Consider the following 25,988-nt stretch of genomic DNA (forward strand, 5'->3'; position numbering starts at 1 on the left):
AAGGTGATAAAATGAATGAATTTTTAGCAAAAATAGCACCAAATTTGGTGAATTTATATCCTGAAATGCTAAAAGCCATATTTGAAACTTTTTATATGGTGGCTGTTTCAGGAATTATATCTACAGTAGCTGGAACAATAATGGGAATTACCCTGGTTGTTACACAAGAAGGAGGTATACTTGAAAATAGAATTGTTAACAGTATACTTGGCAAAATAATAAATATTTTCAGATCTATACCATTTATTATCCTTCTTGCAGCTATAATCCCACTTACAAGACTTTTAGTAGGTACTACCATAGGTACAAGAGGAGCCCTGGTGCCTCTTATATTCGGCTGTACTCCATTTATTGCCAGGCAAATTGAATCCGCGCTGCTTGAAATAGATAAGGGAGTAATTGAAGCGGCGCAATCAATGGGTTCAGGTCCCTTTGGAATAATTTTCAGAGTAATGCTTCTTGAAGGACTGCCGGGAATCATTCATTCTCTTACAATAACAATTATAAGTCTTATTGGATTATCTGCTATGGCAGGTACTGTAGGAGGAGGGGGTCTTGGCGATTTCGCCATACGCTATGGATATCAATATTTCCAGACAGATGTTATGGTAGCTACTATAATTGTGCTCTTGATTATTGTAAATGTCATTCAATTTGTAGGAGATATTTTATCAAAAATAACAACACATTAATTTAAAGATTAGGGAGGTCTTAGTAATGAAAAAAATTTTAGTGTTATTTTTAACACTCGTATTATCTTTAGGGGTTTTGGCAGGCTGTGGTTCTAGTAACAGTACTGGACAAACTTCTAGCAGTAAAAAGCAGGTGGTTAAGATAGGCATAACCGGTGATGATCATAAGATTTGGGACAAAGTTAAAGAAAATCTGGCAAAGGAAAATATTGATCTGCAGATTGTGAGTTTTTCAGATTACGTACGTCCTAATATGGCACTTTCCGATGGTGAAATTGACTTGAATTCATTTCAACACTATGCTTATCTCAATAAATTTAAAGCACAGCACAATCTGAAAATCAGTGCTATAGGTGAGACTGTACTCGCACCGCTTGGAGTATACTCACATAAAATAAAATCCATTAAAGACATTAAAGAAGGTGCAAAAATAGCTATTCCAAATGATCCTACAAATGAGGGCAGAGGATTGAACCTGCTTCAAAGTGCAGGCTTGATAAAATTGAAAGAGGGAGTGGGACTTCTACCAAAACTTCAAGATGTAACTGGAAATCCAAAGAATATTCAATTTGTAGAACTTGTTGCTACCCAAATTCCCAGATCACTTGAAGATGTAGATGCAGCTATAATAAACAGTGGTGTGGCTATAGATGCCAAACTTAATCCAGTTAAGGATTCAATTTATCTAGAGGATGTATCAAATAAAAATGCAAAGCCGTATATAAATGTAATTGCAGCTAGAGATAAAGATAAAAACAATGCCACTTATAAAAAGGTGGTTAAAGCCTATCAGACTGACGAGATAAAACAGCTTATAAAAGACACATATAAAGGATCAGAAATTCCTGTTTTTTAAGTCTGATTAAAATGAAGAGAATATTATTTTATAAAGATATTTACTTGTGTAGAGGATTTAGATAAAATAGATGTTATATAAGTTGTAAGTATAAGAATAATATTAGCAGTATTTGGAGGAGTTTATTATGAATAGAAGTTTTGCTACAAAGCTCATTCACCGTGGAGAACAAAATCCGGAATCCATTTCTAAATCCAAGACTTTGCCTATTTCTATGACTTCTGTATTTGCTTTTGATGATGTGGAAACACTGGATGAAGTCTATGAGGGAAAGGCCAAAGGGTATGTGTATTCCAGAAATGGAAATCCAGTTCATGATGCATTGAAGGAAATAATGTTCAGTATCGATGAAGGAGAGGATGCGCAGGTTTTTTCATCTGGCATGGCAGCTGTTTCCATGTCTATTTTATCTCTGGTAAAGGCAGGAGATCATATAATTGCAGATAATGTACTATACGGTGGAACTTATCAATTTCTTAAGAATGAATTGAGTAAATTCAATATAGATGTTACTTTTGTGAATACTATAAATGATTCCATAGAGAAATATTTCAGACCTAATACAAAATTGGTGTATGTGGAAACTATATCGAATCCGCTTATGGAGGTTGCTGACTTGAGGACAATATCAAATATTGCTCATGTTCATAAAGCCAAATTGATTGTGGACAACACTTTTGCCACTCCTATAGTATGCCAACCAATAAAACTTGGAGCAGATATAGTGGTGTATAGCGCTACAAAATATTTGTGTGGCCACAGTGATGTAACTGGTGGAATTGTGGTTTCAGATAAATATCTTACTCAAAATATAAGAAATATATCTGCACTCTATGGACCTATGATGAGTCCTTTTGATGCATGGCTTCTTATAAGAAGTCTTAGGACTCTGGAAATTAGAATGATTAAGCATTCCCAAAATGCTATGCAATTGGGAGATTTCTTGGAGAAGCACAGTAAAGTGAAAAAAGTTCATTATCCTGGATTGAAATCTTCACCTTCCAACAAAATGGCCAGTAAAAATTTCATCAATGGTTTGTATGGAGGAATGTTGAGCATTGATGTTGTAAATGGTGAAAGGGGAGCTTATGAACTTATAAGGGCACTCGACACTGTGAAATTTGTACCTAGCCTAGCAGGTGTGGCTACATCTGTATCATATCCCGTAAAGACTTCACATAGGGCACTAAATGATGATGAACTGCGTAAAGCAGGTATATCCAAGGGCCTAATACGTATTTCTACAGGTCTTGAAGATGTAGATGATTTGATCTCTGAATTTGACAAGGCTTTAAATAAAATATGAAAACTTGGTAAAATAATTTTTATGAGACTGTTGCACAGATAGTGTAACAGTTTCTCTTTGTTTCTGTAATTTTTATCGTTAAATTAAAGTGTCAGCTTTTAAATAAAAATTGTGTTTATATTTACAAGATCATTGACATGAATATTGTATACAATATATAATATACATATATTATATAGAAATAATTATATGAATTTATTATGGAGGTGTGATGATGAGTGTTACGGATAGAATTGAAGAGCTTAGGCAGGGTTATTTAAACTCAAAGCCATCTATTTGTTATGAAAGAGCAAAAATTTGGACTGAATCTCATGAGAGTACAGAGGGGGAACCATTGTCTATTAGAAGAGCAAAAGCTTTCTTAAAAGCATGTGAAGAGCTCCCTGTAAATATATTTGAGAATGAGCTGATTGTGGGAACAGCGGGAAAATTTAAGAGAACCGGCATACTTACTCCTGAATATTCATGGAAATGGGTTGACAAGGAGATGGATTCCTTTGATAAAAGGCCCCAGGATCCTTATTATATTACAGATAGCCAGAGGCAGTTTGTACGTGATAAAATATTTCCATATTGGAAAGGTAAATCCCTGGAAGAATGTTTCTTAAAAAGAGTACCTAAAGAAACTGCAAAATTACTGATTGATACTGGGATAATCGATACTGATTCAAAATGGAGACAGGCAGTTGGCGAAATTACTCCGGATTACCAGGATATATTATTTGCAAAAGGGTATGGGAAAATTAAGAGTGAAGCTGAAGAGCATTTAAGTGAATTGGAGGAAACCTCCGTGGAAAACATTGATAAAGTGAATTTTTACAGGTCTGTAAAAATTGTGGCTTCTGGAATAATAAAATTTGCAAATCGGTATTCTGATAAAGCAGAAGAGCTTGCAAGAGAAGAAAACAGCCTTGAGAGGAAAAATGAATTGATGGAAATATCAAGAATATGTAAAAAGGTACCTGAAAATCAACCTGAAACGTTTTATGAAGCAATTCAATTTCTATGGTTTGTGCAATTGGGCTGTATAATTTCTGAGAACCCTCTTTCCCTTAATTTAGGAAGATTTGATCAATATATGTACCCTTATTATGAATCTGATATTAAATCAAATAAAATAACAGAGGAAAAAGCTCAAGAATTAATAGAAGCTCTATGGATTAAGCTATCCGAATGGATATGGACAATATCTTCTAATACAGCTGGTTATTTTGCAGGGTATAATCAATTCCAAAATTTAACGGTTGGTGGCAGAAAAAGAGATGGAAGTGATGCCACAAATGATCTATCATACATGTGCCTTAAGGCAACAGCAAATGTAAAAACCCATCAGCCGGGTTTAAGCGTTCGAATTCATTCGGGATGTCCTGAAGAATTTTTAATGGCAGTATGCAAGCTGGTTAAAACGGGAACTGGATTTCCTGCCATTCATAATGATAACGTTGGCTCACAGATGCTTTTGAGGGCGGGGTATGAACCTGAAGATGCGAGGGATTGGAACAATTGCGGCTGTGTAGTACCTCATTTTAGGAAGACAGGGGAATGGACATCAGCGGCAAATATCAATTTTGGGGCAGCACTTGAATATGCATTAAATGAAGGTAAAAGTAGATTGACTCATGAATCTATGGGGCTCAGCGAAAAAAATGCATCTGAATTTGATACTTATGAAGAGGTGAAAAACGCCTTTTTGAAACAGCTTGCAAATTTAATAAAACATACTGTTATTGGAACGGTAATAGCGCAACAGCTCCACACAGAGCTAGTTCCAAGGCCATTTTTGTCAACCTGTGTGGATGGATGTATGGATAAAGGTAGAGATTTGAGCAAAGGCGGTGCCAAGTACAATATAGGGCCTGTTTTAACAGGAATAGGTTTGGGAGTTGTATCAAATTCTCTAGCTGTAATAAAAAAGTTGGTTTTTGAAGAAGATATTACTACTCTTGAGGAGCTAAACAAAGCAATGGATGCGGATTGGAATGGATATGAAGAGTTGCGGAAGAAAGCACTGTCAGTTCCAAAATACGGAAATGACAATGAATATGTAGACTCCATTGCAGTGGAAATTTCTGATTTTTATTATAGAGAAGTTACAAAGTACAAAGATATTTTTGGTTCTAAATTCAATTCGGCATTTATGGGTATTTCCAATTATATACCTACAGGCAGAGTAATAGGAGCGACGCCCTGCGGCAGAAAGGCAGGAACACCTTTGTCAGAGGGAGTATCGCCATTTACGGGAAGCGATACGAACACGCTGCTTGCTGCAATGAAATCAGCAGCAAAGGTCAATCATGATGTACACACAGGGGGTACACTTTTGAATTTGAGATTGTCACCTGAATTTTTAAAGTCAGATAGGGGACTTAGAAATTTAGAGGCTATAATCAGAGCATATTTTTCATTGGGAGGATTTCATGTACAATTTAATACCGTGTCTAACGAAATATTGCGTAAGGCTCAGGAATCACCTGAAGATTATAAGGATCTGTTAGTTCGTGTTGCAGGTTATAGTACTCAATTTGTGAATTTGTCAAAAGAAGTTCAGGATGCAATTATCGCAAGAACAGTACATGAAAGTATGTAGAATATGAGTGGTATGAGTGAAAAAGGATATGTATCCCAGATACAAAATTTTTCAGTAAATGATGGAAATGGAATACGTACAACTATATTTTTATCAGGATGCCCGTTGAGATGTAAATGGTGCTGTAATCCAGAAACATGGACAGTTAAGCCTAAACTTGCAGTATTTAAGGAAAAATGTGTTAAATGCGGAAAATGTATTGAAGTGTGTCCTACAAAGCAAAAAAATTGTGTGACCTGCGGCAGATGTGTTAATGTATGCTCGTATGGTGCAAGAAAAATTGTTGGAAGGTACATGTCTGTTAAAGAAGTTATGGATCAAATAAGAAAAAATATGGTTTTTTTCAGGGAATCGAATGGAGGAATAACTTTTTCAGGAGGTGAAGCAACATTTCAGCAGAATTTTTTGAGAGCTCTTGTAGATGAAAGCTATAGTATTGGAATTGATATGGCTATTGAGACCAGTGGATATTTTATATGGGATGAAGTGAAAGATATATTTGAAAAGCTTGATTTTATATTTGTAGATATAAAAAATATGGATGAAAAGGAACATATAGAATTAACTGGTGTAAGTAATAAGTTGATTTTAGAAAATATTAAAAGAATAGGAAAATTAAAAAAGGAAACAGTAGTCAGAATTCCTCTTGTCGCTGGAATAAATGACAAAGAAGAAAATATTACGGCTGCAGCTGAATATGTAAAGAAATATGTACCTAATGGGAAAATAGAAATTTTACCTTATCATAATTTAGGAGAAGGTAAATATGAAACTATAGGGTTGGGAAGATTCAAAAATGAATTTGTCACGCCGGGATCTGATGAAGTTGATAGTGTAAAGCAATTGATCTGCAGCACGGGGGTTGAACTGGCGGATTATAGATAATATAGAAGTTACTTTAATAGGATTGTTTCGATTATTTGAGACAATCCTATTAATTTTGTAACCTCATATCATTTTAAATTATTTTTAAATTACAGTTTTTTGTCATCTATTAAATTGAACCATTCATTTATAGGTTTCATAATTGAACTTATACATCCATTTTCGAAAGGAGATTTAAGGTTAGCCAATTTTACCAATTCCAAAAAGGATTTTGTGCCTCCCACCTTGCATATTTTTATATAATCATTCCAGGCATATTTTCTATTGTCCATGGCTTTCTTCCAGAATTGAAGGGCGCATATCTGTGCCAGTGTATAATCTATATAGTAAAAAGGTACATTGAATATATGGGACTGCTGGAACCACCAGCATCCTTTTTCAAGAAAATCACATCCGGTATAATTTTTATGAGGGAGATATTTCTTTTCTATATTTCTCCAGGCTTTTTTCCTATCAGAAGGAGAGACCTCAGGATTTTCATAAACATAATGCTGGAACTCATCCACCGTAACACCATAGGGAATAAATTTTACAGCGCTTTCAAGGTGGGCAAATCTGTATTTATCTGCATCTTCTTTAAAGAACAGATTCATCCAGGGCCAGGTGAAAAACTCCATGCTCATTGAATGTATTTCGCAGCTTTCGTAGGTTGGAAAAATACATTCTGGAATGTCAATCCATCGGGACAGATAAGTCTGAAAGGCATGCCCAGCCTCGTGAGTCAAGACATCTACATCCCCTGAGGTTCCGTTGAAATTTGAAAATATGAAAGGTGCTTTGTAATCTGGTATATAAGTACAGTATCCACCACCAGCCTTACCTTCTTTGGTTATAAGATCCAAAAGTTCTTTTTCCAGCATGAAGTTAAAGAATTTCCCGGTTTCGTCAGATAGCTCAGAATACATTTTACGGGCATTTTTCACTATCCATTTTGAAGTTCCCTTTGGCCTGGCGTTTCCAGTGGCAAACTCAAAGTTTTCATCATAATAAGTAAGATTGTCAAGGTCAAGCCTTTTTCTCTGTCTTTCATAGAGTTCTGAAGCAGCGGGTACGAGGTATTTTTCCACCTGTTTTCTGAAATTGGCTACCATCTGTGGATTATAGTCACTTCTTTTCATCCTTATATAACCTAGCTCCACAAAGTTTTTGAAACCCAGTTTTTTGGCAATTTTATCTCTTATTTTCACCAGATCATCATATATTTTATCAATTTCATCTTCATGATCTGTAAAAAATTTGTACTTGGCATCAGAAGCATTTTTTCTCACTTCTCTGTCTTTGTCCTGCATAAAAGGCGTTAACTCAGAAAGGTTTCTGGTTTCACCCATGAAGGGAATTTTTGCAGAAGCCAGCAATTTGGTATATTGTGATGACAGTGCATTTTCAAGTTGTAAGTCCTCTATTACTTTAGGGGAAAATGCTTTTAGGGAAAATTCAGCCAAAGTGAAAAATTGTCTGCCAAGTTTCTCTTCCAGTTCTTTTCTGAATTTTGAGTGAATCAGCTCTTTGTAAAATGTAAAGTCAAGTTCATTATACAGCGGTGAGTATTTGTCCCAGTAATTTTGCTCCTCGTCATAGTGTTTATCTTTTGTATTTATACTGTGCCTTATTTCAGCTAGAGTTCCCATAGTCTGAAGGTGGTTTCTAATGTGATTTATACGATTTATGCAGTCAAGTTGTTTTTCAAAACTGTTAGAGATTTTCAGTTCACGTATAAGAGAATCAATTGATGCTTTAACTTTCTCATAGTCAGGTCTTTCATATTTAAATTCACTGAATTTCATTTAAATAAACCTCCAATACAAATTGAGTTCATTAACATTATAGTATATGTGATTGAATTTTGAAAATAGATAATTTGATGTTTGGAATCAAATCTGATAAAATATAAATAATATAATGAAAGGTAATATCTTAACACTGCAGCTGCAGTGTATTGTTTTGTATACTTGTTTTTTTGTCTATCTTTCCAGTTTTAGTAGAGGAGAGATTTTTTTATGTTTGTTTTGAAAGTTAACAATTTGAAAAGTGGAGGACGATATGAACATTACAATAATTTCTGTGGGAAAATTAAAGGAAAAATATTTGAAGGATGCGGTTTTTGAGTATTCCAAAAGGCTTTCCAGGTACTGCAAGCTGAATATCATTGAAGTCATGGATGAGAAAATTCCGGATGGAGCTTCAGAAAAAGAGGAGGACATGATAAGGGAAAAGGAAGGCAAAAAGATATTGAAATATTTAAAGGAAGGCAGTTATGTAATAGCTCTTGACTTAAAGGGAAGTATGATGTCCTCGGTGGAGTTTGCCTATAAAGTTCAGCAGCTTGCCCTGGAGGGAAACAGCAGCATAATTTTTATAATTGGAGGTTCTCTGGGTATTTCTGAGGAAATTTTACAGAAATCAAATTGTAAATTGTGTTTTTCTCAAATGACTTTTCCACATCAGCTTTTCAGGGTAATGCTTCTGGAGCAGATTTACAGAGCTTTTAAGATACTGAAGGGAGAACCTTACCACAAATGACAGAGGTTTTTTGTGGTAAAGGGTTGATGTGAGAGGGTTAAAGAGATATGTTTAAAATAATATGAATGAAAATTTTTATAAAAATATGATTTTAAATCATAAAATGTGTTATAATATAAATACAAAGAGAGAAAATAAAAACAGGATGCTGGCAACATCCTGTAGTGTACAATCTAGTTGCTTAGGCAACTGGTATCACTAAATTTTTTAATAAAAATAGTAGTATCCACTTGCGCAGGGGCTACTATTTTTTTGAGATTTTTTCTATAAGTAAAACTATTAATGTTAATAGTGATATTAAGAACAAACCACTTTGAAATAGTAACATTAAAATGCTGTTACTCATTGTATCACCTCCCTTCAACAGGGATGAGTGATACCAGTAGCCCACATGCAACCTATTTAATTGTACTAATAAATTATAACATGACTGTTGAGATAATTCTATATCTGGTATTATTTTCCTATTTAGATATATCTTATAAAAAGTATTTGTTGATGTATAGTCAATAAATACTTTATTTTTTATATTTGGAGGATGGGAACGTGAGAATTATCAAAACATTAAAAATATTAAACTGCTGAAGAGGAAATCGCAAATAGATAGAGAAGTACTCTAGGAAATTGAGGAATACTTCAACAACATATGCAAGCTAGAAGGAAAGACAATAGATGAGTTTTCACTGAAAGACTGTGGAATAATTGTATACATTCAAAATGGAGACAATATCTGGGATTTGAAGGAAGTAGGATTGAATCGGAAGATAATGATATAATCTATCTATAAATTAATTTACAGTAGTAAATTATTGTGGAGCAAAGATTATAATAATTCTTTAGGAGAGTGTATAGGCTAATGGATGAAACAAATTATACTGAGATAATTAAAGACCAAACAAAACGCGCTTTATGGAGTATAAACAATGTTATGGATTGTGTATCTGATGAATATTGGAATAAAAATTATTGTGATATGCCTTTATGGAAACATATTTACCATACATTACATTCCTTGGATATGTGGTATATAAATCCAAGAAAATATTCGGAACCGTCATTTCATATTAAGGACTTAAATAATTTGGATGTTAAAACAGATAAAGTATTATCAAGAAATGAATTAAACCACTATTTTCAATTAATTGAAGAGAAAATAAATCAGTATCTTAATAGTATAACAGATGATATACTTCTTACAAAGCCTGAAAACTGTGAATGGACAAGGTTTGCATTAATTCTTGCACAACATAGACATTTACATAGCCATATGGGAATGATTATGGGATTTATTATTGCTGAGACAGGATTATGGCCCAGAGTTTTAGGATTAGAAGATTAGATCCCAACTGGTGAGTATAATTTATATTTTTAATAATTATGATATATACTGGCGAATCAGTATGGAATTTTCTCAAAATGCGAACAAAGATTATTTAAAAGTAATATACAGATAAATATAATAATTTGTAGAGAAGGTGAAGTTGTGAAGATATTTTTACGAATGCATCCAAGAAATCGCTTATCCTCTGTGCAACTATAAAATTATTACTGTACAGAGGAGTGTATATTAAATGAATAGATTAAATAGACCAGTTTTTACAAAAGAAACAATCAGAGAAATGGAAGATATGTCATTTTTCATATATGCTAAGATTTTTGATGATTTGCTAATTGTTGCACAAAAGCAGACAAACTGTTTTGTATTGAAAACAAGTGATGGGCTGATAGTAATAGATGCTATTTGGCCGGCAAAAGAAGCTTTTGAGGCAATAATAGATTCCATTGAAGATGTTGGCTGGAATCCCGCTGCAATAAAAAAACTGGTTTTGACACATGGACATGTTGATCATACTGGATGCGGGAAATGGTTTGTTGAAAGATATCATGCTGATACCTATCTTTCTAAAATAGATGATATTTTTTGGAATGAATATCCCACAAAACCTGATAGACCGGAAACGTGGAAAGATTACAAAATTAATGTTTATATCCAGGATGGTGATACCATAACATTAGGTGATAAGACGATATATGTTTATGGTACTCCTGGCCATACTCCGGGAGGATTAAGCTACATGTTCCCTGTAAAAGAAAAAGGAGAAACTCACATGGCAGCATTATGGGGAGGAACGACACCACCATGGACAAAGAATGAAGTGAAACAATATCTCAAGTCATTGGATTACTTTATAAGTGAAGCAATTTGTAGAAAAGTAGATGTGGCTTTAAGTAATCATACAGCTATAGATAATGGATTGGAACGTATTATGTATTCAAAAAAAAGATTGGACTACATGCCCAATATTTATATCATCGGGCAGGATGGATTCCAAAATTATTGTCAGGTATTTCGTACATTGAGTTATGAGATGCTGCAAAAATTATAAATATAGCATGAAGCCGACAAATTCATGTTTTTGTATAAATTATAATATAAAAATTTTGCGTTAAAAATCAAGCATAGATTTATTTAAGTACTAAGAAGATAAGCGCTATTGTCACTGTGAAAAATATGATATGGTGATGATAGTGTTTTTTCAAGTCTAAATATCTTTAGTATATCTAAGCATTTTTTTAGCCTTGAGAAAGTGAAGAAGTTCTTTTTTACTTTCTATGTTCCAAATACTGTTATTTTTGTTAATAAGCTTATTTATTAAGTAAGGTTAACTTGATATCAGTGTTAAAGAATGTTATATTTGTTATGTAAGGTAAACATTACAGAGGTGATAATTTATGAAAAATCGATTAAAGAAATTTAGAGAAGCCTTTGGATTAACTCAAGAGCAATTAGGAGAACTTATAGGGGTATCAAGACAGGCTATTAATTCTATAGAAACAGAAAAATATGAACCTTCCATATGGTTAGCATATGATATTTCTAAAGTTTTTCATGAATCCATAGAGGATATTTTTCTTTTTGAAGAAAGTGAAAGAAAATCGAGAGCACAACAAAGCAGGGGGTGTTGTTTAAATGGCACTAAGACAAATTAGGCTTTCTGATGATCAAATACTAAGGAAAAAAAGCAGAAAAGTTGAAATAGTAGATGATAAAATAAGACAAATTTTAAAAGATATGGCTGATACTATGTATAATTCAAAAAATGGTGCAGGATTAGCAGCTCCACAAGTTGGAATATTGAAGAGATTAGTTGTAATAGATATGGGGCAGGGACTCATAAAATTAATTAATCCAGAGATAATCATGCAGGAAGGAGAACAAGAAGTTATAGAGGGATGTTTAAGTATTCCTAATGTAGTAGGAAAATTAAATAGACCTGCAAAAGTAACAGTACAAGCATTAAACGAAAATGGGGATAAAATTATATTAAAAGGTACAGGAGATTTGGCAAAATGTTTCTGCCATGAAATAGATCATTTAGAAGGTATCCTTTTTACAGATTTAGTTACCGAATATATAAGATGATTTCATTTATACAGACAAATATAAATCTAAGGTCCAGTATTATAAATTAGTAATTTACCGAGCCGTCAAACCAAAGGTTATTTATATAATCCAACGGAACAATAAACTAGAAGTTGCAGATTAGTTTGAAATATAGCTAATCTATTTTTCTTGATTTATTTAAAAATAGTTGTTGAAAAAATTTTTTAATTAACCTATCCTTTAGGTAAAGGAGGAGATCATATGAATCAAGAAAAAATGATAGAGTTAGAAAAGACAATAAACAGTAACTATAACAATATTGCGGGTATGATTGTACTAAAAAATGGTAAAACATTATATGAAAACTACTTTAATGAATATACTGCTACTAACACCATCCATGTAGCATCGGTAACAAAAAGTATTTTTTCTGCATTGATTGGTATCGCCATAGATAATGGGTATATCAAAAGTATAGACCAGAAAGTATTGGATTTTTTCCCAGATTACACTATTAAAAGAGGTGAAAAAACGATACAGAGCGTTACGATTAAGAATATGCTGACTATGACAGCCCCGTATAAATGTAAGTCAGAACCATACGAAAAGTTTTTCGCAAGCGATAACTGGATAAAAGCTGCACTTGACTTGTTAGGAGGTAAGGGGCAGATAGGAGAATTTAGGTATTCTCCTATCGTAGGAACACATATTTTGTCGGGCATTCTTGTAAAAGCAACAGAACAATCAGTGCTTGAGTTTGCAACAGAAAATTTATTTTCGCCATTGGGAATTAATGTTGGACACAATGTGGTGTTACATAATAAAGAAGAACATTTTGCCTTTCTCAAAGATAAAAATGTTAGCGGTTGGGTTGTTGACCCGCAAGGGATAAATCCAGCAAGTTGGGGTCTTACCTTGACCCCTATGGATATGGTAAAAATAGGTCAATTGTACTTAGATGGCGGAATATGGAAGGATAAACAAATTGTATCGGCTCAATGGATAGATGAGAGTACAAAGGAAAATAGCCGATGGGGCAAGCTGTCGTATGGCTATCTGTGGTGGATTATTGATGATAAAGAACATATCTATGCAGCTTTGGGAGATGGAGGAAATGTGATTTATGTCAATACAAAGAAAAAAATGGTAGTTTCTATTGCTTCCCTTTTTATGCCAGATGCTAAGGATAGAATAGAACTTATTAAAGAGTATATTGAACCAATGTTTGAGAATTGTGTATAGTGAATCTCAATTTATCGGGGAGACTATGAGCATAATAGAAACACTACAAATTCCAATTTAAGTTTGAATAACATAAATCAGTAATTTGAAAGGAAGTTTTATTATGGGAGAATTATCAAAATTGCCTAATATCGGAAAAGAAGTTGAAAGGCAGTTGAATGAAGTAGGCATATTTACTTATGATGAATTAAAAGATATTGGTGCAGAACAGGCGTGGCTGAAAATACAAGAAATTGATGTTTCTGCATGTATTCATAGATTGCTGGCATTAGAGGGTGCAATTCACGGTGTTAAGAAAACAGCTTTACCACAGGAACGTAAAGCAGAACTAAAAGATTTTTATAATTGGCATAAACATAAATAGTAAATTTGTGGAGGAAAAATATAGTATGAATATATATGAATTTGGAGTGGAATATGATAAGATACTAATTCTTTTTCATGGCGCATGTATGAGTTGGAAATGGTATGAACCTTCTATAAAAATATTAAAAAATTATTTTCATGTTATAATTCCTGCACTTCCAGGTCATGACCTAACAAATAACAGTTATTTTACTAGTATTGAGGATGTATGCAGAAAAATGGAGGAATGGTTGTTGCAAAAAGGGTATCAAGCCATTGATATTTTATATGGACTTTCTGCAGGAGGAGGTCTTGCAATTCGTATGCTGTCCGACAGCAAACTTACTATTAGAAATATAGTGATTGATGGTGGAATTACACCATATCAGCTTCCATATTTAATTACTCGAATGCTTGCTGTAAGGGATTTTTTGATAATAGAAATAGCAAAGCGTAGCAGAAAAGCTATTACTTTAGCTTATTCTGAAGAAAAATACGGCAAAGAGGCAATAGATTAAATATATGAATTTATTCAGCATATAAGTGCAAAAACAATATGGAATGTTTTTGACTCTTGTAATAATTATTCTATGCCGAATACAATACCTTTACCTGTCAAATGTAAAATAATGTATTGGTATGGAGAAAACGAAAAATTAAATCGTAAGTCAGATATTGCTTATGTAAAAAAGAATTTTCCAGATACAAAATTTCGGATGATATCACAAATGGATCATGGGGAATATTGCATGGTACAGTCAGAAAAATTTGCCATGGATTTGATAAAGATAAGCTATAAAGTATAAATCCCAACTTGAGAAAGTAAAGCAGTTCTTTTTTATCTTCTATGTTCCAATCCTTATGATGGTGGACGTGTATAAATATTAACATTAAATAATCAAATATCATTCAATGAAATTAACTTCTAGTGGATTTCTAGTAACTAATCTCTGAAATTTATATTTTGGATATCCAACCATAACAACACCTGTTACTACTTTATCTTGGGGAATGTTAATCAAATTTAATAGAGGTGCATATTCTGCAAAAGCACACATTTCAAATAGTCCGGCCCAGCAGCTTCCTAGTCCTAAAGAGGTTGCAAAAAGCTCCATATATGTAAACTGTGAAATTGTATTTTGTCTGCCATTTTTTAAATTTTTAGAAGCAGTTCCTAGAATCAAATTAGGTGCATCTCGTAGTATTACATCGTTTTTATTTTCCTTATAATCTTTAACATGAGCAGAAAAGCTCCAGTATCCTGATGACTTAGTTATTTGTTCTTCCATCCACTCCATTACAGCTTCTGTTAATTTTCTAAGCAATTCTTTATTTTTAATAATAATATATGAAATTCCCTGGCTATTACTTGCCGTAGGGGCAAGTCTTGCAATATTAACTAATTTTATAAGCTTTTCTTTTTCTACAGGTATGTCTTTATAACAGCGAATTGATCTGCGTGATCTAAGAAATTTTTCAGCTGCTAATTCATTTATTACAGGAAATTTTTCTAGTTTAACTTGATCTTTTAAAGGAGTCTTCATATTATCAATTGCACTATTAGGGCACACTGCAGTACATTGTCCACAACCGATACAAACTTTTTCAACGACCTCTCTTGGCCCATTTTCATCCATATGTAAAAATTTTGTTGGACACACTTTTGTACAAATTCCACATTTAGTACATTTCTCTTTGTTTATCTTAATTAATTTCACCATCTACGCCTCATTTTTGTTTAAAATTTGTATACGAAAGTTACTTACATTATAATAATATACATCAATGTAGAACATAACAAGTACGCACTTATAAGTGCTATAGTAACCATTTGTATACTATTTAAGGAGGTGTTCCCAATAATAAAATATAAAAATACAGAATACCAATGTTCCATGGAATTAACTTTAAATATAATAGGTGGAAAATGGAAGCCAATTATTCTTTGGTATTTGAGCAGCAATACTCTAAGGTTTGGAGAATTAAAAAAGAAAATGCCTAAAATAACACAAAAAATGCTTACACAGCAGCTTAAATCACTTGAAGAAAATGGACTTATTAATAGAGTTGTATACAATGAAATACCACCTAGAGTAGAGTATTCTCTTACCTATACCGGGAAAACTCTTATTCCAATTTTAGAAAACCTATCTGAATGGGCACATGAATATATAAATACAAATAAATCACAATGTCTTTAATAATACTTACTGTATATTTTAAGAAAACAGAATAAAAATGACGATAACAGCAATGAGGATGATGATTCTTCATCTAATGACAATTCATCGAATGATAATGTACTAATAGATTATAGCATGTCTAATAGGATAATTCTACAGCTGGAATTATCTGTTACTTCAAATATATATTATAAAAAAGAAAAGTATTTGTTGATGATATTAAAATCAATAAATGCTTTTCTTTTTTATTTGGAGGATGGTAACATGAAAATTATCCATAGAAAATAAATAAAACGGAAATGTGATTTCAAATGTCTAATAGATGACAAGGTATTACCGGTAATAATATTATATTCTGCTTGGAGGATTATTATATGAACATTGAGGAGTTGGTTGTTAAAGCAAAAAATAGAGATGAAAATGCTTTTTGTGAACTTATAAAAATGAACAAGGAGACTCTATATAAAACAGCATATTTTTATACGAAAAATAAACATGATTCATTAGAGATATTAGATGATACTGTATATAAAGCTTATATATCCATAAAAAAATTGAAGCAAGGAAAATATTTTAATACCTGGATAATGAGAATACTTATAAATAGTGCTATTAACTATATAAATAAAAGAAAAAGATTTATATTTTTTGATAAAAATATTGATGGAACCAAAAAGCATGAGTCGTTTAACAATAGAGAAGAGATATTGGATTTATATAACGCTATAGATACGTTAGAAGGAAAATTTAAAATGATAATAATACTTAGGTATTTTAATGATTTAACTGTTCCGCAGATAGCTAATATTATGGAATACCCTATTGGAACAGTAAAAACTTATATTCATAAGGCTTTAAAGCAATTGAGAATTGAATTGGAGGAATAGAAAAGATGGATTATGATAAAAAATTTTTTGGAAATAATTTGGAGTCTGTAGAAATTCCAGAAGAAGTTGATTTTGTTATAGATAGAGCTATAAAAAGGGCAAAAAATAGATATAAAAATATTTTTTTAAAAGGTACAGCCTCCATGGCAATTATGCTTGTTTTGTTTGTATTTCTAAATAAAACGTCACCTGTTTTTGCTGATTACGTAAATAATGCATCAAAAGAAGTAAAAAACTTACTTAACGGTTTTAGAGACAGTGGAATTGACAATGCAATAAAAAATGGATTTGTTCAAGAGTCTATTGACAATAAAAATTATTTTTCTCAATCAGCTGAAGATAGAGGAATTACAGTAACTATAGACCAATTTACTATGAGTGGAAATGAACTCCTTATTGGATATAGTGTAAAAGCTGATAGTAAATATAATGATTGGAATGATTTAATGTGTGATTCATTACAAATTATAGATAACAAAGGTAGAATATTGTTTGATGGAAGGGATAGTAATGATGTTGCAAAAGAGCTTGCTAAAAATAATATTGATAACAAAGAGTATGCTGTATATAATTCTCTTTATTATATGGATGTAGATAAGGGAAGCTTTAAAAATTCAAGAGTGAAGAAAGGAGTTTTTCACTTTAGCAGTGATAAAACTAAAATATCAGAGCTGCCTGATAGTGTTACTATTAAATTTTATGATTTTTATGATAATACAATAAGTCCTCATATTTATAAGAAAATGAATTTTTTTAGTAAATTGTCTCATAAGGCTCCTAAAATTATTACTGGAAGTTGGCAGGTCAATATAAAAGTTGATGATAAATTGAAGAATGCCAGGGAAATTAACTATGTAAAAGATATTAATACAGATGTAAATTCGGCTATAAAAATAGGATATGTAAATGTATATCCTACTGTAGCAAATGCTAAATTTTCAGTTCCAGTTGATATGAGTGTTAAAGATCTATATCTTGAAGATGACAGTGGAAATAAGTATAAATGTGGTGCTAGAGAACGTCATGGAAATGATAATTCTAATTTCCGTGAAGAAATTTCTGATTTTGAGAGTCCTTATTTTGAAAAAGTCAAAAAATTATATTTGGTAATCAAAAGTGAAGAAAATAATAAGGAAAAGGACTTTAAAATAGCACTTAAGAAAAAATAAAATCTTACTCAAGAACAAATTGCTAATTATTTAAATATTAGTGCACCGGCAGTGAACAAGTGGGAAAATGGAATATCCTATCCAGATATAATGTTGTTATCACCTCTTGCGCGTGTTCTAAAAATTGATGTTAATACTTTATTGGCATTTAATGAGAAATTAACAACTGCAGAAGTAAATAAACTTGGAAAAGAGGTTAGTGAAATGGTATCAAAAGAGGGGCACCAGAAAGCCTTTGAAAGGGGTAGTGATTTAATTAGGCAATATTCAAGCTGTGATGAGTTAATATTGAGGATATCATCAATATTAAGATTACTTCTAGTTACATCCCGAATTGAGGAAAAATATAAATATGAAGAAAAAATTATTACCTGGATTCAATTTGTAGCAGCAAGCAGCAATGAAAAGACAGCATCTATGGCCAAAATATCCTTATCTGCAATATATAGAGAAAAGAAAGAGTATGAAAAAGCTAGAGAAATATTAGATAGAATTCTAGAGATAGGACTAGGCATCGATAAAAAAATTCAACAGGCGCTACTGTTTGAAAGCAGCGGAAAAATTGAAGAAGCTTACGATGTTTATGAAGAAATACTATTAAATAATGCTCATGAAGCATTAGGAGCCTTCTCTTTAATAATAAGTCTGTTGTTAAAAGAAAATAAATTTACTGAAGCAGAAGAATGTACAGGGCGAGCGAAAAAGTTAGTTGAAGTATTCGATTTAGGAGCATATCGTAAATATACATTGGATTTATCTTTAGCAAGGGAAAAACAAGATAAAGAAAAAGCTATAAGGGTGATTACAAATATGGTAAATGAAGCAGACAGTATGAATAACTTTATGAAGTCAAAACTATATAGGCACAGAAAATTAAAGGTGACCCATAGTTGGAGTAAAGATGAATATGAAAGATTAGTAAAACAGTCGATTAAAAAAGATAAAATCCTTGATCTTGTAAAAAATGACTCTAGAATAAAATTTCTGCTGAAATAATACTTAAATTGGTATATGCATAAGAATAAAATAGAAAAACGTAACTCATAGTAGTTATAGTGAATAGTACTGTAAATAACGTAGACTTTTTGTAATGAGAGACTGATATAAATGGGCTTGGTGAATTTAGGTGAAGTTAATAATGATAAAAATTTCATAAATATATGATTTTAAATTGTAAAATGTGTTATAATACGAATACAAAGAGAGAAAATAAAAACAGGATGCTGGTAATATCCTGTAGTGTACAATCCGGTTGCTTAGGCAACTGGTATTACTAAGTTTATTAAATAAAAATGGTAGCAACCACTTGCCGGTAGGAGCTACTATTTTTTTATTTCTTTAATAAGTAAAACTATGAATGTTAATAGTGAAATGATGAATAATCCTGCTTAAAAAAGTAACATTAATATGTTTCTCATTGTAATGATATAAAGAGAAATATAGAAAATTTTGAATACCTTCTATAATTTTATGAAGGATTATAATAAATAATGTGAAGTACTCAATTTACAAAAAATATGCAACTGTGGACACAGTTTGTGTATTTATGCCTGAAGAAATATAATAAAATAAGGTATAAAATCAGTAAAGCAAAGGATGGTGAAAATAAATGAAACGGATATTTTTAGTTGAAGACGATAGAGCAATCGCCAGAAATCTTATACTTCTGCTCCGCTCGGAGGGATTTACAGTCACTCACACCTCTACGCGGGGTGATGCCTTTGCCGCGCTTGCCGGAAATAAATTTGACTTGGCGTTGATTGATATTTCTTTGCCTGACGGAAATGGATTTACAGTTTGTACGGAAATCAAACAAACGCAGGATCTTCCCGTTATCTTCCTGACGGCTTCCGGTGATGAAGCAAGTGTTGTTACCGGGCTGAACATGGGTGCAGACGACTATATCACCAAGCCTTTTCGTCCGCGTGAACTGATTGCACGAATCAGAACCGCCCTGCGAAAGAGTGGACGTTCTCCATCGGCTTTTGAAATTTTCGGGCTTCATGTGGATATGACAAGCGGCGTCGTGAAAAAGGAGGACAGTGAAATTTTTCTTTCAGCTTTAGAATATCGCTTGTTGTTGGTGTTTATTAACAACCCCAAAAGCATTATCACAAGGAGCAGGCTGCTTGACGAATTGTGGGATGCTGCAGGCGAGTTTGTCAATGACAATACATTGACCGTGTACATTAAACGCTTGAGGGAAAAGATAGAGGATGACCCGGCAAACCCGCAAATAATTTTGACCGTTCGGGGGACGGGATATAGATTGGGGGACGGGTATGCTTCGAAATAGGGAGTTTCGGCAGATTGCCATTTTGTTCTCCTTAATAGCTGCCGTCGCTGTGACGTTGGGGTTTGCAGTCAATAGGTTGGCTGGAATTCTTGCCATTGCTTCTGCCACTGCCTTTGGAACAGCGTTTTTTGCGTTTACCAAAGCCCGATATAAAAGAATTGCGCAAATTTCAGATCAAATCGATCTTGTGCTTCATAACGCTGACCGTCTGTATATTGGTGAATTAGATGAGGGCGAACTTTCCATTTTGCAAAGTGAAATAACAAAAATGACGCTGCGTATTCGGGAACAAAACGATGCACTAAAAAAAGAAAAAGAACATCTTGCTGATTCGATGGCCGACATAGCTCACCAACTCCGCACTCCACTCACATCCGTAAACCTTATTCTGTCATTGTTAGAGAATAACCCTGACGAAAATGAACGGAAAGCATTGATACGGGAAACAAAAGAATTGTTTGTACAGATGGATTGGCTGCTTACTTCCCTGTTGAAATTATCCCGCCTGGACGCAGGCATTGTGGTGTTCCAAAGCGATCAGATTGATGTGAACACTTTGATCAGTGCTGCTCTTCACCAGTTTTTGATTCCGATGGAACTGCACAATATTGCCTTTCAAACAGACGTGCCGAAAGGGATAATTATTCAGGGTGATTTTGGTTGGCTTTCGGAAGCAATTCAAAACATTCTCAAAAATTGCATGGAAAGTGCTGGCGATAACGGGAAGATTGAGATTGTTTGCAGGTCCAACCCACTGTTTACCGAAATTGCCATCCACGACAGCGGCGCGGGCTTTGAAAAAGAAGATTTACCCTGTCTGTTTGACAGGTTCTATCGTGGGAAAAATGCAGGCACTACGGGATACGGGATTGGATTGGCTCTCTGCAAGACGATTATAACATGGCAGGACGGGACGATTACCGCCAAAAATCACCCGCAGGGCGGTGCAATATTTTCCATTCGTTTTCCAAAGTGACGGATCTCTCACCTTAAAGTCACAGAGATGTAAGTTGAAAGTTCTATTATATAGGTAAAACATGAAAGAGGAGGCTCACATAATGGAGTTTTTAAAAACAGAAAATTTATGCAAGATCTACGGCAAGGGTGAAAATCAAGTTACGGCCCTTGATCATGTTTCGCTTACAATCGAAAAAGGGGATTTTACTGCAATTATCGGTTCTTCCGGCTCCGGTAAATCCACCTTGCTGCACGCCATCGCGGGTGTGGACGTGCCGACCAGTGGAAAGGTGTATCTGGAAGGGCAGGATGTATATGCACAAAACAATGAAAAACTCGCTATTTTCCGCAGGCGGCAGGTCGGACTGATTTACCAGTTTCATAACCTCATTCCCACTTTGAATGTGGTGGAAAACATCACCTTGCCTATACTGATGGACAAACGGAAGGTCAACGAGGAACGGCTGAATGATTTGTTGGATTTGCTTGGGCTAAAAGACCGTAAAACGCATTTACCCAATCAGCTTTCAGGCGGTCAGCAGCAGCGTGTTGCTATAGGACGCGCTTTGATGAACGCTCCAGCGGTTATGCTGGCCGATGAACCCACCGGCAGCCTGGACAGCCGTAACGGACAGGAAATCATCAAACTGCTGAAAGAAAGCAATAAAAAATATGGGCAGACCCTGATTCTCGTCACCCACGATGAAAATATCGCTCTGCAGGCAGACCGTATTATTACTATTGCAGATGGAAAAGTGGTTCGGGATGAGAGGCAGGTGGCACGATAATGAACATCTTTAATAAAGTCGTCCTAGAAGGACTGAAAAAGAATCGCACACGAACACTTGTAACAATCGTCGGAGTTGTTCTGTCAGCCGTCATGATTACGGCAGTTGCTACCTTTGGCACTTCCCTGCTGAATTATATGTTAAATGGTTCTATTGCGAAATATGGCGGTTGGCACGTCGAATTTGAGGATGTGGATTCTTCTTTCGTAGCAAAACAGGCAAGCAGCGACAAAGTTGCAAACACCGCAGTGTTTGAAAATATCGGCTACGCAAAATTTGACGGTGGGAAAAGTCCCGAAAAGCCCTATCTTTTTATAGCCGGATTTAACAAGAAAGCCTTTGATATCTTGCCAATAAGCCTGATTTCTGGCAGGTTGCCTGAAAACAGCGGGGAGGTTCTTGTCCCTGCCCACGTTGCGGAAAAGGGCGGCGTTAGATTCAGGGTGGGCGACAAGCTTACACTTGCTGTTGGAAGCCGCATGGAGGTCAACAAAAAGCTTAATCAACACAACCCCTACATTTCTGGGAATAAGCCAGGGATGTCCAAAGAAACTCTTGTGCCAAAAGCCAAGAGAACCTACACGGTTGTAGGTATCTGCGAAAGACCCGGATTTGAGGAACATTCCGCACCGGGATACACTTTGATAACGAAAGCAGATATGCAAAACCAAGCGGACAGCTTTAGCCTGTTTGTCACGCTGAAAAACCCGCGAGAAGTCCATGCTTACGCAAGCAACACAGTCGGAGCAGGAGATTATGTCTTTAACGATGATGTGCTGCGCTTTTTGGGTGCTTCGGACAATAAACTATTCAACCTATTATTGCAAGTAATTTCAGCACTATTATGAGCAGCAATGTACCCTTGACCTTGTCGGTGTCCGCACCCGCACTGGTTGTGGCGGCAGCAGTCAGCTTGATTACGATTCTGTTCTCGGCCTATATTCCGGCCAAAAAAGCCTCCGCTATTCCCGTGATGGAGTGTATACGCCAGACCAACGAGATCAAAATTGAATCGAAGGCCATTAAAACGTCAAAGCTCGCACAGCGTATTTACGGTTTGGAGGGAACGCTAGCACTAAAGAATTTTAGGAGAAATAAAAAACGCTATCGCAGCGTTGTTCTGTCTCTTACTTTAAGCGTCGTATTGTTTGTATCGGGAAGTGCTTTTGGAACCACATTGAAACAGCTTGTAAAAGAGTACACCGTAGAAATGGACGGCGACATCGTTTTCTCTGCACAAGATATGGAGGAAAACGAGTTGTTTCAGCTGTATGACAAGCTGAAAACCGCTGACGGCGTTTATAAAAGCACCTATCAGACGGATCAGACTTATCTCTGCATGACAAGCGATCTTCCAAGTGATTTTATGAAAACCTACCGGCAGTCTACAGGTGATAAAAGCACAGGGAAAACATTGAAACTGCCGTTGGATGTTCAGTTTATTGAGGATAACATTTATTACGACTTTATCAAAAGCCTTGGCCTGCCCAAAGCGGAATATATCGGACAGGACGCAAAGGTTCTCATCGTAGGAATAAATACAATCAAACATACTACTTATTTCACAAACAGTTCTATGGATTTTACGCTTACCTCTCCTTCCGGGGAGCAGGCGAAAACGATCCGCGCCACCTTTGTGGATTCCTACCCGTTAGACACACTACCTAGGGATTCGACGCCTACTTATCTTTTTATGGTGGTTGCCCCTTACCAGATGAAGCCGCAGTTTAACGCACTGGGTGTGCCTGCAAAGTTTGGCTTGACTTTCTGGTCAAAAAATCCAGCACAGTCTATGGTACAAATACAGTCGATCATCACGAGAGAGGGCGTTGCCTCTGACTATACCTTGCACAATCTGTCTACGGCCGTTGACCTATTCCGAAGTCTCACCTTTGTGGTGGACGTATTCACTTATGTTTTTACTATCATGCTCTCATTGATAGCGGTTGCCAATGTGTTCAACACGATTTCCACGAATATCAGGCTGCGCAGGCGGGAGCTCGCCATGCTCCGCTCCATGGGAATGTCCGACCATGATTTCAATAAGATGATGAATTTTGAGTGTGCCTTTTACGGTATACGAACGCTGATGTTTGGGTTTCCCATCGCGGGGTTTCTTTCATGGCTAATCTACGAAGGGTTTGTGGTCGCAGAAAGGATGAATAACTTCAATTACGTATTCCCGTGGGGCAGTATGATAATCAGTATGCTGAGTGTATTCTTTGTCGTTTTCATTACAATGCTGTACGCTACGGGTAAGATCAGAAAAGAAAACATCATTGACGCGCTGCGGGATGACATGGATTGATTCAAGATCATCCCAAGAGCCATTAGACGTTGAATTGCAGAATCAATTCTACAGTTAGCAAATCAAATTTTATCTTTTTGTGTTGGAATTAAAGAAATAAGATACTACAGGAAATATATTAGGAGTAACTGGGTCAGAGTTTATAAATTTAATTAAGTGTGTTAGAGCAATATGCTTAAATTTTTTAAAAAGATTGTAACGAAATTTAGTTTTAAGAGTCTTATGTATGAGAGAGAGGTGAAACTGTGACTGATTTTGAAATTATATACTCTCAATATTTTGCTGATGTCTATAAATATGCTCTGTCGCTATGCCGTGATGGAACTTTGGCAGAGGAAATAACCCAGGAAACATTTTTTAAAGCTTTGAAAAATATAGACAAGTTTAAAGGAAACTGTAAAATACGAGTTTGGTTGTGCCAAATAACAAAAAATACTTATTTTTCGGCATATCAGAAAAATAAACATATTACAGATGAATCCCGTGAAGAAAATGAAGGTGAATGTATTGAGCAAAAGTTAATAGATAGTGAAACAGTTTGGAAAATACATAAAATACTTCATCTTTTAGATGAACCATATAAAGAGGTTTTTACTTTACGGGTGTTTGGTGAATTATCTTTTTTACAAATTGCTGAGCTTTTTGAGAAAACAGAAAGCTGGGCAAGAGTCACATTTCATCGTGCAAAGATTAAAATCAAGGAGGTGTTAAAATGAAAATTCCCTGTGAAGTAGTTAAAGATTTACTGCCGCTCTACCGTGATAATGTTTGCAGTGATGAAAGTCGTACCATTATTGAGGAACATTTGCTAGAGTGTGATACCTGCAAAAAATATCTTGATGATATGGATGGCGATTTCATTCAAACTAATGACGAGAAAGCAGCAGAGCAAGCAAAATCTGATATATTAAAAGGAATAAAAAGGCAGCTGTTTAGAAAAAATGTTATGGTATCAGTTATTTCAGTTATATGTGCAATTGCTGTATTATTAGGAGGATTTTCATTTATCTTTCACTACCAGATGCCAATTCCATACGAAAACGGACTAGTGAGTGTGAAAAAGGGAGATAACGGGATGGTTGATGTTTATTTTAACAGGGATGATTACTACTGTTCGTATAAATGGAATACCACAATTGAAAAAAATGGTGTAAAACAACGTGTTGCATATATTTATTACACAGATACTATATGGACAAAGTATTTTTCTAAGCCACAAAAGGATAAGCAATATAAGTATACTATTAACAATAGTGCATTTTTTGATTATGATGACGACAATAGATTTATAGAGATAAAAAAGGATATATCAGCGGTGTATTATCTAGATTACTCGCACATCCCAAAGTTATCTACAGAAGAACTACAAAAGAATTCCTCGAAGGCAGTTCTTCTTTGGAAAAAATAAATATATAAAATAGTTAAAGGGATTGATATAAATGGGATTGAAAGACTGATTTGAAGTTAGTATAGATGAAAAATTTGAGTAAGTAAAATATTTTTAGGCAGAAAATAAGGAAAGGCCTCCAGCAATTACCTGGCTGAAAGGCCTTTTATTTATACTAAAGACTTTTTATAATTA

At 34.5% G+C, this 25,988-nt stretch carries 24 protein-coding genes and 2 pseudogenes; 23 read left to right on the forward strand and 3 right to left on the reverse strand.

Annotated features, from left to right (window positions below; translation table 11 throughout):
- Nucleotides 1-11 precede the first annotated feature (11 nt).
- From LN736_RS14065 to LN736_RS14085, 5 genes are all read left to right on the forward strand, one after another.
- Nucleotides 12-692, forward strand: coding sequence for a methionine ABC transporter permease (locus LN736_RS14065; protein ID WP_150355501.1), 681 nt, complete (start codon nucleotides 12-14; stop codon nucleotides 690-692).
- Between the two features lie 25 nt (nucleotides 693-717).
- The gene (locus LN736_RS14070; RefSeq protein ID WP_229981779.1) at nucleotides 718-1,548 is read left to right on the forward strand and encodes a MetQ/NlpA family ABC transporter substrate-binding protein; all 831 of its coding nucleotides are present in this window, start codon (nucleotides 718-720) and stop codon (nucleotides 1,546-1,548) included.
- Between the two features lie 127 nt (nucleotides 1,549-1,675).
- On the forward strand, nucleotides 1,676-2,854 hold the full coding sequence (locus tag LN736_RS14075; protein WP_150355503.1) for a trans-sulfuration enzyme family protein: 1,179 nt from the start codon (nucleotides 1,676-1,678) through the stop codon (nucleotides 2,852-2,854).
- A 214-nt stretch (nucleotides 2,855-3,068) separates the two neighbouring features.
- Nucleotides 3,069-5,441 (forward strand): glycyl radical protein, encoded by a 2,373-nt coding sequence (locus tag LN736_RS14080; RefSeq protein ID WP_150355504.1) that lies wholly within the window; start codon nucleotides 3,069-3,071, stop codon nucleotides 5,439-5,441.
- 3 nt (nucleotides 5,442-5,444) lie between these two features.
- Nucleotides 5,445-6,326: a glycyl-radical enzyme activating protein gene (locus LN736_RS14085; RefSeq protein WP_229981780.1), complete on the forward strand. Its 882-nt coding sequence runs from the start codon at nucleotides 5,445-5,447 to the stop codon at nucleotides 6,324-6,326.
- 89 nt (nucleotides 6,327-6,415) lie between these two features.
- On the opposite strand, the gene LN736_RS14090 is transcribed toward LN736_RS14085, so the two are convergent.
- Entirely contained in the window at nucleotides 6,416-8,110 is a 1,695-nt protein-coding gene (locus LN736_RS14090; protein ID WP_150355506.1) for a M3 family oligoendopeptidase, read from the reverse strand.
- 256 nt (nucleotides 8,111-8,366) lie between these two features.
- On the opposite strand from LN736_RS14090, the gene rlmH reads away from it, so the two are divergent.
- Entirely contained in the window at nucleotides 8,367-8,846 is a 480-nt protein-coding gene (gene rlmH, locus LN736_RS14095; RefSeq protein ID WP_150355507.1) for a 23S rRNA (pseudouridine(1915)-N(3))-methyltransferase RlmH, read from the forward strand.
- A 244-nt stretch (nucleotides 8,847-9,090) separates the two neighbouring features.
- Here the strand turns inward: rlmH and LN736_RS19230 are convergent, their stop codons facing one another.
- On the reverse strand, nucleotides 9,091-9,192 hold the full coding sequence (locus LN736_RS19230) for a putative holin-like toxin (RefSeq protein WP_150355508.1): 102 nt from the start codon (nucleotides 9,190-9,192) through the stop codon (nucleotides 9,091-9,093).
- Nucleotides 9,193-9,702: 510 nt separating this feature from the next.
- Between LN736_RS19230 and LN736_RS14100 the strand changes: the two genes are divergently transcribed.
- The 7 genes from LN736_RS14100 (at nucleotide 9,703) to LN736_RS14130 (ending at nucleotide 14,336) form a co-directional block, all read left to right on the forward strand.
- Nucleotides 9,703-10,185 (forward strand): hypothetical protein, encoded by a 483-nt coding sequence (locus tag LN736_RS14100; RefSeq protein ID WP_150355509.1) that lies wholly within the window; start codon nucleotides 9,703-9,705, stop codon nucleotides 10,183-10,185.
- A gap of 232 nt (nucleotides 10,186-10,417) precedes the next feature.
- Nucleotides 10,418-11,233, forward strand: a complete 816-nt coding sequence (locus LN736_RS14105; RefSeq protein ID WP_229981781.1) for an MBL fold metallo-hydrolase — start codon at nucleotides 10,418-10,420, stop codon at nucleotides 11,231-11,233.
- Nucleotides 11,234-11,579: 346 nt separating this feature from the next.
- Entirely contained in the window at nucleotides 11,580-11,837 is a 258-nt protein-coding gene (locus LN736_RS14110; RefSeq protein ID WP_150355511.1) for a helix-turn-helix transcriptional regulator, read from the forward strand.
- Nucleotides 11,818-12,270: a peptide deformylase gene (gene def / locus LN736_RS14115; protein WP_229981782.1), complete on the forward strand. Its 453-nt coding sequence runs from the start codon at nucleotides 11,818-11,820 to the stop codon at nucleotides 12,268-12,270. Before LN736_RS14110 ends, def begins: the two co-directional genes overlap by 20 nt.
- A gap of 222 nt (nucleotides 12,271-12,492) precedes the next feature.
- Nucleotides 12,493-13,473 (forward strand): serine hydrolase domain-containing protein, encoded by a 981-nt coding sequence (locus LN736_RS14120; RefSeq protein WP_229981783.1) that lies wholly within the window; start codon nucleotides 12,493-12,495, stop codon nucleotides 13,471-13,473.
- A gap of 103 nt (nucleotides 13,474-13,576) precedes the next feature.
- A complete protein-coding gene (locus tag LN736_RS14125) occupies nucleotides 13,577-13,837 on the forward strand; it encodes a TfoX/Sxy family protein (protein WP_150355514.1) in 261 nt (86 codons plus the stop codon).
- Between the two features lie 25 nt (nucleotides 13,838-13,862).
- A complete protein-coding gene (locus LN736_RS14130; RefSeq protein WP_229981784.1) occupies nucleotides 13,863-14,336 on the forward strand; it encodes an alpha/beta fold hydrolase in 474 nt (157 codons plus the stop codon).
- Nucleotides 14,337-14,723: 387 nt separating this feature from the next.
- Here the strand turns inward: LN736_RS14130 and LN736_RS14135 are convergent, their stop codons facing one another.
- Nucleotides 14,724-15,536: a nitroreductase family protein gene (locus tag LN736_RS14135; protein ID WP_150355521.1), complete on the reverse strand. Its 813-nt coding sequence runs from the start codon at nucleotides 15,534-15,536 to the stop codon at nucleotides 14,724-14,726.
- A 141-nt stretch (nucleotides 15,537-15,677) separates the two neighbouring features.
- Here LN736_RS14135 and LN736_RS14140 point away from each other — a divergent pair, with 141 nt between their 5' ends.
- From LN736_RS14140 to LN736_RS14185, 10 genes and pseudogenes are all read left to right on the forward strand, one after another.
- Complete coding sequence (locus LN736_RS14140; protein ID WP_279237941.1) at nucleotides 15,678-16,019, forward strand: winged helix-turn-helix transcriptional regulator; 342 nt, start codon at nucleotides 15,678-15,680, stop codon at nucleotides 16,017-16,019.
- A gap of 356 nt (nucleotides 16,020-16,375) precedes the next feature.
- Nucleotides 16,376-16,888, forward strand: coding sequence for a sigma-70 family RNA polymerase sigma factor (locus LN736_RS14145; RefSeq protein ID WP_179977273.1), 513 nt, complete (start codon nucleotides 16,376-16,378; stop codon nucleotides 16,886-16,888).
- Between the two features lie 5 nt (nucleotides 16,889-16,893).
- Nucleotides 16,894-18,057, forward strand: coding sequence for a DUF4179 domain-containing protein (locus LN736_RS14150; protein ID WP_179977274.1), 1,164 nt, complete (start codon nucleotides 16,894-16,896; stop codon nucleotides 18,055-18,057).
- A pseudogene (locus tag LN736_RS14155) lies at nucleotides 18,058-19,053 on the forward strand (helix-turn-helix domain-containing protein); the annotation flags it as partial.
- Nucleotides 19,054-19,666: 613 nt separating this feature from the next.
- The gene (locus LN736_RS14160) at nucleotides 19,667-20,353 is read left to right on the forward strand and encodes a response regulator transcription factor (protein ID WP_179977275.1); all 687 of its coding nucleotides are present in this window, start codon (nucleotides 19,667-19,669) and stop codon (nucleotides 20,351-20,353) included.
- Entirely contained in the window at nucleotides 20,340-21,329 is a 990-nt protein-coding gene (locus LN736_RS14165) for a sensor histidine kinase (protein ID WP_229981786.1), read from the forward strand. Before LN736_RS14160 ends, LN736_RS14165 begins: the two co-directional genes overlap by 14 nt.
- 82 nt (nucleotides 21,330-21,411) lie before the next feature.
- Nucleotides 21,412-22,098 (forward strand): ABC transporter ATP-binding protein, encoded by a 687-nt coding sequence (locus LN736_RS14170; protein WP_179977277.1) that lies wholly within the window; start codon nucleotides 21,412-21,414, stop codon nucleotides 22,096-22,098.
- Nucleotides 22,098-24,406, forward strand: a pseudogene (locus LN736_RS14175) (ABC transporter permease). Before LN736_RS14170 ends, LN736_RS14175 begins: the two are co-directional and overlap by 1 nt.
- A 245-nt stretch (nucleotides 24,407-24,651) precedes the next feature.
- A complete protein-coding gene (locus LN736_RS14180; RefSeq protein WP_229981787.1) occupies nucleotides 24,652-25,122 on the forward strand; it encodes an RNA polymerase sigma factor in 471 nt (156 codons plus the stop codon).
- Nucleotides 25,119-25,814: a zf-HC2 domain-containing protein gene (locus LN736_RS14185; protein ID WP_229981788.1), complete on the forward strand. Its 696-nt coding sequence runs from the start codon at nucleotides 25,119-25,121 to the stop codon at nucleotides 25,812-25,814. Before LN736_RS14180 ends, LN736_RS14185 begins: the two co-directional genes overlap by 4 nt.
- The last annotated feature ends 174 nt before the right edge of the window (nucleotides 25,815-25,988 follow it).

The sequence above is a fragment of the Clostridium aromativorans genome (genome assembly GCF_020908015.1).
Classification (GTDB): Bacteria; Bacillota; Clostridia; order Clostridiales; family Clostridiaceae; genus Clostridium_B; species Clostridium_B aromativorans.

Excerpts from the sequence above, each read along its gene's own strand:
- LN736_RS14145 (WP_179977273.1), top strand. The coding sequence starts at position 16,376 with ATGAACATTGAGGAGTTGGTTGTTAAAGCAAAAAATAGAGATGAAAAT.
- LN736_RS14105 (WP_229981781.1), top strand. The coding sequence starts at position 10,418 with ATGAATAGATTAAATAGACCAGTTTTTACAAAAGAAACAATCAGAGAA.
- rlmH (WP_150355507.1), top strand. The coding sequence starts at position 8,367 with ATGAACATTACAATAATTTCTGTGGGAAAATTAAAGGAAAAATATTTG.
- LN736_RS14160 (WP_179977275.1), top strand. The coding sequence starts at position 19,667 with ATGAAACGGATATTTTTAGTTGAAGACGATAGAGCAATCGCCAGAAAT.
- LN736_RS14165 (WP_229981786.1), top strand. The coding sequence starts at position 20,340 with ATGCTTCGAAATAGGGAGTTTCGGCAGATTGCCATTTTGTTCTCCTTA.
- LN736_RS14150 (WP_179977274.1), top strand. The coding sequence starts at position 16,894 with ATGGATTATGATAAAAAATTTTTTGGAAATAATTTGGAGTCTGTAGAA.
- LN736_RS14100 (WP_150355509.1), top strand. The coding sequence starts at position 9,703 with ATGGATGAAACAAATTATACTGAGATAATTAAAGACCAAACAAAACGC.
- LN736_RS14170 (WP_179977277.1), top strand. The coding sequence starts at position 21,412 with ATGGAGTTTTTAAAAACAGAAAATTTATGCAAGATCTACGGCAAGGGT.
- LN736_RS14125 (WP_150355514.1), top strand. The coding sequence starts at position 13,577 with ATGGGAGAATTATCAAAATTGCCTAATATCGGAAAAGAAGTTGAAAGG.
- LN736_RS14085 (WP_229981780.1), top strand. The coding sequence starts at position 5,445 with ATGAGTGGTATGAGTGAAAAAGGATATGTATCCCAGATACAAAATTTT.
- LN736_RS14065 (WP_150355501.1), top strand. The coding sequence starts at position 12 with ATGAATGAATTTTTAGCAAAAATAGCACCAAATTTGGTGAATTTATAT.
- LN736_RS19230 (WP_150355508.1), bottom strand. The coding sequence starts at position 9,192 with ATGAGTAACAGCATTTTAATGTTACTATTTCAAAGTGGTTTGTTCTTA.
- LN736_RS14075 (WP_150355503.1), top strand. The coding sequence starts at position 1,676 with ATGAATAGAAGTTTTGCTACAAAGCTCATTCACCGTGGAGAACAAAAT.
- LN736_RS14070 (WP_229981779.1), top strand. The coding sequence starts at position 718 with ATGAAAAAAATTTTAGTGTTATTTTTAACACTCGTATTATCTTTAGGG.
- LN736_RS14110 (WP_150355511.1), top strand. The coding sequence starts at position 11,580 with ATGAAAAATCGATTAAAGAAATTTAGAGAAGCCTTTGGATTAACTCAA.
- LN736_RS14120 (WP_229981783.1), top strand. The coding sequence starts at position 12,493 with ATGAATCAAGAAAAAATGATAGAGTTAGAAAAGACAATAAACAGTAAC.
- LN736_RS14185 (WP_229981788.1), top strand. The coding sequence starts at position 25,119 with ATGAAAATTCCCTGTGAAGTAGTTAAAGATTTACTGCCGCTCTACCGT.
- LN736_RS14090 (WP_150355506.1), bottom strand. The coding sequence starts at position 8,110 with ATGAAATTCAGTGAATTTAAATATGAAAGACCTGACTATGAGAAAGTT.
- def (WP_229981782.1), top strand. The coding sequence starts at position 11,818 with ATGGCACTAAGACAAATTAGGCTTTCTGATGATCAAATACTAAGGAAA.
- LN736_RS14130 (WP_229981784.1), top strand. The coding sequence starts at position 13,863 with ATGAATATATATGAATTTGGAGTGGAATATGATAAGATACTAATTCTT.
- LN736_RS14080 (WP_150355504.1), top strand. The coding sequence starts at position 3,069 with ATGAGTGTTACGGATAGAATTGAAGAGCTTAGGCAGGGTTATTTAAAC.